Annotated in this window: 8 protein-coding genes and 2 pseudogenes; 9 read left to right on the forward strand and 1 reads right to left on the reverse strand. The window is 34.2% G+C overall.

The window, feature by feature from the left end; translation table 11 throughout:
- Window positions 1–396 precede the first annotated feature (396 nt).
- From ACTFWY_RS17235 to ACTFWY_RS17275, 9 genes and pseudogenes are all read left to right on the forward strand, one after another.
- Window positions 397–1,014, forward strand: coding sequence for a recombinase family protein (locus ACTFWY_RS17235; RefSeq protein ID WP_010709789.1), 618 nt, complete (start codon window positions 397–399; stop codon window positions 1,012–1,014).
- Between the two features lies 1 nt (window position 1,015).
- Window positions 1,016–1,459, forward strand: coding sequence for a DUF7679 family protein (locus ACTFWY_RS17240; protein ID WP_010709788.1), 444 nt, complete (start codon window positions 1,016–1,018; stop codon window positions 1,457–1,459).
- Window positions 1,446–2,432 (forward strand): DUF2325 domain-containing protein, encoded by a 987-nt coding sequence (locus ACTFWY_RS17245; protein WP_010709787.1) that lies wholly within the window; start codon window positions 1,446–1,448, stop codon window positions 2,430–2,432. Before ACTFWY_RS17240 ends, ACTFWY_RS17245 begins: the two co-directional genes overlap by 14 nt.
- A gap of 134 nt (window positions 2,433–2,566) precedes the next feature.
- Complete coding sequence (locus ACTFWY_RS17250) at window positions 2,567–5,425, forward strand: Cna B-type domain-containing protein (protein ID WP_249024322.1); 2,859 nt, start codon at window positions 2,567–2,569, stop codon at window positions 5,423–5,425.
- A gap of 266 nt (window positions 5,426–5,691) precedes the next feature.
- Window positions 5,692–6,192, forward strand: a pseudogene (locus ACTFWY_RS17255) (Cys-Gln thioester bond-forming surface protein); the annotation flags it as partial.
- 33 nt (window positions 6,193–6,225) lie between these two features.
- Window positions 6,226–6,501: a conjugal transfer protein gene (locus ACTFWY_RS17260; RefSeq protein ID WP_018345288.1), complete on the forward strand. Its 276-nt coding sequence runs from the start codon at window positions 6,226–6,228 to the stop codon at window positions 6,499–6,501.
- Between the two features lie 147 nt (window positions 6,502–6,648).
- Entirely contained in the window at window positions 6,649–7,035 is a 387-nt protein-coding gene (locus ACTFWY_RS17265; protein ID WP_010709784.1) for a GntR family transcriptional regulator, read from the forward strand.
- Entirely contained in the window at window positions 7,025–7,870 is an 846-nt protein-coding gene (locus ACTFWY_RS17270) for an ABC transporter ATP-binding protein (protein ID WP_010709783.1), read from the forward strand. Before ACTFWY_RS17265 ends, ACTFWY_RS17270 begins: the two co-directional genes overlap by 11 nt.
- A 15-nt stretch (window positions 7,871–7,885) precedes the next feature.
- Window positions 7,886–8,122, forward strand: coding sequence for a hypothetical protein (locus ACTFWY_RS17275; protein ID WP_439927345.1), 237 nt, complete (start codon window positions 7,886–7,888; stop codon window positions 8,120–8,122).
- Here ACTFWY_RS17275 and ACTFWY_RS17280 read toward each other — a convergent pair.
- Window positions 8,109–8,209 (reverse strand): annotated as a pseudogene (locus ACTFWY_RS17280) (IS30 family transposase); the annotation flags it as partial. The gene ACTFWY_RS17275 and the pseudogene ACTFWY_RS17280 sit on opposite strands and share 14 nt — an antisense overlap.

The following is an 8,209-nucleotide window of genomic DNA, read 5'->3' on the forward strand; positions in this document are numbered from 1 at the left end:
GTATAATCCGTATGACCGGATCAACTATACGATCAAACTTTCTCTAAAAGAAATGGTATTGACGATGACTAAAAAAGATGGAAGTCCATTTTCCGCAAATGAATGGGCATTTTTTGATCGAATCCTTCCGGAAATTTTTGAGGATTAGAAATAGCGTTCATGCAAGAAAAAGAAATAAGAGGTGAATGAACGGATCGAAGCGAATGCTTCGGCCTTTTTTATTATTTACTTTAGTCAGTTTCGTACGCTAAGCGAACGAAACAAAAAAACGCGCGTTTCTGCGCGGGAACGAGAGATTGTAAAAATAGAGTATACTTAAACGTTACAAAACAGAATCTTGCTAAATCAAGCTTCTATTTGTAAATTATAAGTGTAAAGAAAATGGAGTGGGAAATTATGCGTATTGGTTATATTCGTGTATCATCCACTGACCAAAATGAATCACGTCAGATAGAAGAAATGAAATCATTTTCTGTTGAAAAATGGTTTATTGAGAAACAGTCTGGTGCAACAATCAAAGAGCGACCAGTCTTTCAAGACGTACTTCAATTTGTTCGTCCAGGAGATACACTTCTAGTTGAAGCAATTGATCGATTAGGGAGAAATTATGATGAGATCATTGAGACGATTCAATGGCTGAAAAAGCGAGATGTTCAATTAATGATTACTAGCTTGCCAATCATGACAGAAGCAATTGATCATCCTTTATTGGATCGTTTCATCAAAGACCTCATACTACAGGTTCTAGCAATGATGGCAGAACAAGAACGTATGGAATCAAAACGAAGACAAGAACAAGGAATTGCTTTGGCGAAAGCAAAGGGACATTATCGAGGTCGACCTGTAGATTATTCTCCAGTAAGTAAAAATCGACAAAAACAAATTATCTATACTCGTATTGTGGAGATGTTAAAAGCCGAGTGGGGAATTAGTGCAATTGCAAGAGAAACTGGGGTTAGTCGACCAACCATTTATAGAATCAAAAAAGAATTAGAAATGAAAGGAGAGGAGTGAGGTGAATAAGAGAAAGAAAAAAATTTGTGTAAAAATTCAATGGTTGGACGGACGAGAACAGCTCTTTAAATTACCAAATGATTTGCAAGAACCTATGTTCAGTTATAAAGAGAAGAATCCTTACTTATGGAAAGACCTACTAAAAGGAGGATTGATCAATATTCCAACAAAGAAGTATCAAAAAAAGAAACAACCACCTATGACGGTTGTCCGTATTTTAGATGTATTTATCGCGAAACGTTTTCCAAAGAAAACGACACGAGGCCAATTTTTAATTCAAGAAAATTGGCAACAAATAAGTATCCGACATTTCATTCAAAATTATCGGTTTCTTCGTCATGATTATCCAAGGTTGACGCAACTCCGTATTTTAATAGCGTACTTTCGCTGGTATGTACGGTTAGTTATTGAAAGAAAAAAAGGGGGATTTTATGACTTATTTTGACTACATCAAACAGGCACTACTAGAAACGATCAATGAATTAACCATTGAAAATATAGAAGAGAAAGAAAGATTCATTCAAGAACTTTGGCAGGCGCTCGTTCTTATTTCTTCTCTAGAAAAGAAGATTCCTTATAACGAAACAGTAGTACAATCTGTGGTTGAAAAAGAAGTAACAGGCGAACGATTGATTCGCCGATTACGTGGTGGTTGGCTAGAAAAAGCACAGGTATATGTTCCGGAAAAGGTTATACGAAAGAATCAGTGGGAAACAGGAGATTGGATTGATGTCAAGAAGGAAGATGAGCAATACTATCAATTCCAATTGGTAAAAAAGGAACCACTAGAAGACAATCGTGAGGAATATCCTTTCTGTATTGTGGAGAAGTCAGATATTGGTGAACTTTCGATTACAATTAAAGATGAGACACTTGAAATTCCAGTAACAATCATTTTATCCAAAACAGATATTCAACGGTTCCATTTAAAAGAGGGAGATGTCATTGACTATGCATCCCCTAAGAACGAATTATTAAAAGGTGTTGTTATTTGGAAACATAGCGTACCTAAGCAAACAATAGAAAAAGAAAAAACTTTACCACTACACATAGAAAAGAAAAAGAAAGATATAGAACGAAAAAAAGAGCAGATTCCTAGTATATTTGATGGAAAACAAATATTAATGGTTGGGGGAGATCACCAAAAATTACAGAAGAAGAATCGAGAAGCCGTAGAAAAACGGAAAGGGATATTTTTATATTTAACCGGGGATGAATCTGAAAAGCGTATACGTGCTACAGTGAGAAAAGCTGATATGATTGTTGTATATACACAAAGTGTTGGTCATCAAGGAATGTATACCGTTAAAGAGTTTAGTAAACGATACGAGATTCCAACTTCTTATACTAAAACAATAGGTGTTCATTCGTTTATCGAACGATGTCGTTATTTGTTAAAAAAATCAAATTATAATTGAAAATGACTGTTCATTTTCAATTGACAAAAAAGGAGTATCATTTGTAAAATAAATTTGTAAAGAAAATATAGGACGGAAAGGAGGACGGGGGCTTTTTGTTTATTCTTTAACAATAAGTGAAGGAAGTGAACAAAGTGACAAAGAAAAGAACGCCATTGATTGGTATGCTCTTGTTGTTGTTTTCTTTGTTAAGTCTTGGAATATTTAGTACATGCGCTTTTGCGGAAGAACAACCAGATTCAGAGTTATCTTCAATAATGACACCTGTTACATCTGAAGAAGAGAAAATAAATTCAGTAGAAAATTCAACAGAGAATATCCTTGTAGAAAAAGATGCTGATTTAGAAAAAACTGGAATAGATGCTGCTTCTTTAACTGAAAATCAGTCAGTAACTACTTCATCAGAAAATGTTGAGGTTGAAGAAAAAACAAATGTTCAACCTATAGAAACGGTAGATTCTGAAGTTAGAAATGAGACCGCTATCTCGGATGAAGCAGAGGAAAAGAGTCCAGAAAAAGAGATTGACGAGAAATCTGTCTTGATAGATGATGAATCTGAATTAACAGCTACATCTAGTGCTCTAAGATCTACAGAAATGAATTCTTCTTTAACAAAGAGAGAAAAAAGAGAGACAAGTCGTTCTTCATTGGAAAATAATAGTTTTCAATCACTAAAAGAAACACTAGAAGATCCAAGTCGTTCGCAGGAAATTTGGGTTTCAGGTGGAGAATATCGTTTTACAGATACAATCACAGTTGCTAAAGATCTTACATTGCGTAATCGTCCGAATGAAAAAGTGTTGTTTATATTTGATTTGAAAAATGATAACAATTTTTCATTAGGTAAAACAATGTTTAATGTTTTATCTGGTCGATTTACGTTAGCAGGAGAAACTAATGATTCGATTATTTTTGACGGATTAGGAAAAGAAATTGGACAAAATAGATACGAAAATATGACCAATACTTCTGATAAAGGAACATTTATCACAGTTCATAAAGAGGCGGAAGTAATTATTGATCATGCAACATTTCAAAATTCCTATAATTCAGGAATGCAGTCGGCTCCTTTGTATGTAAATGGTGGGAAAATAATTTTTAATGATGGTGTTGTCAAAGGAAATCTTTTGTCCCATTCCCAAACAATTGGCAATGTTTCATTGTCTCCAACGAGAGATTTATTAAATGGGGAAAGTTCTTCTGCAGGAATAGGTGTTAGAAATCAAGGAGAAGTTGTTATAAATAATGGGCAATTTCTTAATAATCGCACACTTTATGACAGTGGAGCAGTAATTGCAAATACTGGAAGTTTAGTAACAGTTAATGGCGGAATATTTGAGGGAAACCATTCTGCTGTTCATGGCGGTGTAATTTTTACTGGGATAAAAGGAACAACAACTATTTCTGATGGAGAGTATATCAATAATACTTCTGATAATGGTGGCGGTGTATTGTTCTTTGATTGGGCAAGTAATGGAACAATCGACGGTGGTTATTTCAGAAAAAACAAAAGTCGATTTGGTGGTGTTATAGGGACAAGTGATCGCTACATTTTAGGGTCTGATGCTGGAAGTACAATTAATCCTATCGCAAAAGATTATAGTCATGAACAATGGAAACAAATGGGCTATGGTGTACATTTAACCATTAATGATGGCCTTTTTGATTCCAATCATGCATTTGTAGGTGGAGCGTTATACATTTCAAGTGATGATACGATCATAAAAAAAGCGACCATACGTAATAATGAAGCTACTAGGTATGGTGGTGGAATTTATTTAAGTAGTGTGCCATATGTTTTGAAACTGAACAATATCTATATTCATAACAATCAAGCAGTAGATGATAAAGATATTCCACTAGTTATGAGTAACTTAAAAGATAAAGTGGTTTTGATGCCTGGAAGTGGTGGAGGTATTTGGTATTGTCCGACAGGCACGAGTGAGATTTATGTTTCAAATGGTGTAGCTTTTGATAGTAATATAGCAACACATAGTGGAGACGATTTTACAAGTGTTCGTAAAGAAAAAGACACTGATTTTCTAGTTACCTTAGACCCTCGTATGCTAGGTGGAGGCAAAGTTTATTGGTATATTGATGGAGATAACGAAAATGAAGAAGTATCTCGGTATTCTGATAAGCAGGTTGAATTTGACATTAGTAATGTGGTAAATCATTCGATCAGCTTAAAAACTACTTCTAATGAAGGAGCATTACAACTAGCTAGACAAGCTGCTTCGGTTATATTTGAAAACAACATAGCAGCACGTGGTGGAGCGATTGGAACAAATGGTAGTGTCATTTTTGGAGATAAAGGAAAAGATTTCTCTTTAGAAGTGAAAAAAGATTGGTCCGCAGAGCTGGAAAATGAGAAAAAAGAAGTAACAATTGAATTGCTTGTTAAATATGGAAATAAAGAATTTCTTATTGATACCGTCCAATTAAATGAACAAAATAATTGGTACTATCAGTTCACTCATTTACCATTAGAAGCAGGATACCAACCCTTAGAGTATGTTGTACGGGAATCAGGAAATGAGTATGTTGTTACTTATTCTGACAATAATGTATTATCGTTAGATATAGAACCTGACTCTTTAGTAACCATTGTTGTTCATAATAGTAAACCAATAGAACCAGAACAACCCACTGTTCCAGAGGAACCGGAAGTACCAACAGAACCAGATAAACCAGTTGAACCAGAACAACCTACTGTTCCAGAAGAACCAAATAGACCGGAAAAACCAGATCAACCAATTTTTCCGGGAACTTCAACAGTTCCTACAAAAACTACAAAAGTAAGTCAAACAAAAGAAGCAGAAAAACACAATATGATAAGTCTTTTATCTGAAAAAAGTATTTCTAATGAGGAAACATATATGGAAGTCTTACCTAAGACAGGAGAAAAAGAAGCTACTTATCTTATTTTACTAGGACTTAGCTTTATTGTTGTCTCTTTGAATTTTTTAATAAAAAACACAGTAAAAAAATGATTATCCGCTAAAACACTGTACTTATCAGCATTTCAAGGGATTGAAAACATTCATTTTACTACTTATTTACTACTAACGAATGAGCCTTGATACGCCGATATTCCGAGATTTGCAAAGATATGGTACAGCACATCAGTATTGAAGTATCAAAATTGAATAACACTCATAGACTATGGAACGCCCAAAATCAGCGTTCCTTTTCTATTTTCAGCCGTTCAGAAATGGACGGCTATTTTATTACCCAAATGAAAGGAGCATTAAGAAATATGAATAAGAAATTAAAGCGATTGCTTACAGGTATGCTTACCCTTGCAACCGTATTTACCGCCCTGCCAGCTTCGGCAGTCCATGCGTCAGAAAAGCAATACTGGACGGACGCAGAGGAAAAGGCAGGATATGTAGAAAAGGTTATGAATGACGGCAGTATCGGTTCTACATTCCATGAAAGCATTATGCAGGTGGAGGGCGAAACGGCTTACTGTATCGACATCAACACCTCTTTTGAAAATGGTTATAAAACACGTTCTGACGCAAGCTCACGCATGAGTGCCGACCAGATAGCGGATGTTGCCCTGTCCCTTGAATACGTCAAGCAGTATGGGGCAAGCCATAAGGGGCTGAACCATAAACAGCTTTACTTGCTGGAACAATGCGTTGTGTGGCAGAGGTTAAGCGTTCATCTGGGCTGGCAGTGTGATAACGTCAGAGCTTCCTATGATGAAATCTCAAAAGCCGTGCAAGATGAAGTCTATGCTGGGGCAAAGGCACAGGAAGCAGACGGAACGGTGGACGCTGAAACCATGACAGACACAACGGCATTTCTGGAAACGTTCTTCAAGCTCTATCCAACCGCTACGGAAAAGGAACTTGCCTATTACGTGGCTGGGAATGCCCTTGAACCGATAAACGGCGACTATCTGTATTCAGAGTTGATAAACCCTATATTCACGCAGGATGGGGAAAATGTGAAAGTGAGCGTGTCAGTGAAATTCCTTGACAATCAAACAAAGGCTACACAGATTTCACAGTTTGAGCTTGTACTTCATAAAGATAGTAATTGGAAGATTATAGGATAACTTTAGATAATTAAGGCTTGCAAAATATTAAACTGTCATTTTTGCAAGCCAGTTCTAATTACATATACGTATGATTGACAAATACAAAAAAATTGATTATACTGTTTATAGTGAATATGAACACTAGAATGTTAGGGGGGTGGTAAATTGAAAATTATTATACAAAATTCATCTGAAGTACCCATTTATCAACAAATATATGAACAATTAAAAGAAGAAATACTTGCAGGTAAGATTGCACAGGGAGAAATACTTCCTTCAATAAGACAATTATCAAAAGAATTAAAGGTTAGTGTGATTACAACAACAAGAGCTTATACTGATTTGGAGAATGATGGATATATTATGATTGTTCAAGGTAAAGGCTGTTTTGTAAAAGAAATTAATCGAGATATACTTGAGGAAAAAGTATTATCAATTATTGAAGAACATTTCACGGAAATATGGAAATGTGCAAAAATGTTGGGTAAATCTAATGAAGAATTATTTGAAATTATCAAAACTTTAACGGAGGAATTAAATAATGAAAACTAAAGCTTTAGAAATTTGCAATTTAACAAAAACATTTAAAGATTTCAAATTAGATAATGTTTCATTTACTTTACCAGTAGGCTTTATAATGGGTCTGGTTGGAGAAAATGGTGCAGGAAAAACAACTACCATAAAACTGATTTTTGACCTATTGGAAAAGGAAAATGGTGTGGTAAAGGTATTTGGAAATGATACTAAAAATGGTCATAATTATAAACAAGATATTGCTGTTGTGTTTGATGATTTATTTTTCGTAGAGGATTGGAAAATTTCTGATATAGAAAAAGCAGTTTCACCTTTTTATTCAAAGTGGGACACAAAATCTTTTCATACTTATTTAAATAAATTTAATATCAGTATGAATAAAAAAATAAAGGAATTATCAAAAGGAATGAAGATGAAATTAAATCTTGCAGTAGCACTTTCCCATCAAGCTAGATTATTAATCTTAGATGAACCAACAAGCGGTTTAGACCCTGTTGCTCGTGATGAATTACTAGATATTTTACTAGAGTATATAGAAAATGAAAATAATAGTATCCTTTTTTCTACACATATCACTTCTGATTTAGATAAAATCGCTGATTATCTTACTGTTATGAATGACGGTAAAATATTTTATACTGGTGTGAAAGATGAACTATTCGACAAATATTGTATAGTTAAAGGTGGGATTGAGGATTTAACACCTAATATAGAAACAAAATTAATAGGGATTCAAAAAGGTAAAACAGGATTTACAGCATTATTAAATGTGGTAAATATGAAATATATTTCCGATAGTATAATTGTAGAAAAAGCTACACTTGATGAAATCCTAATTCATATTAACAAATAAAGGAGTATGATTAAAATGACAAAACAATTAATAAACTTAGATTTTTACGCAATGAAACCATTATCCAAATTTATGTTTCCGTTTTTGCTTGTTCCAATTATTTTAGGAATAGTAGCAGACTTAGGAACAAGTATTATGGTAACTCTTACTTTTGTAGCCTTTATGCTGAATGTTTTATTTTCAATTACAGAGCGGAGTAATTTTAATAAGTTGTATGGAACTTTACCAATCTTAATTGTCAAATTAAGTTAGACAGATCATCAATACTTACGTAACTCAAAAATACTTCCAAAGGTGTTCGATAATCCAGTGATTTTCTAGGAATATTATTTCGTTTAG

It is taken from the genome of Enterococcus sp. 125944, from assembly GCF_051909435.1.
Classification (GTDB): Bacteria; Bacillota; Bacilli; order Lactobacillales; family Enterococcaceae; genus Enterococcus_D; species Enterococcus_D gallinarum.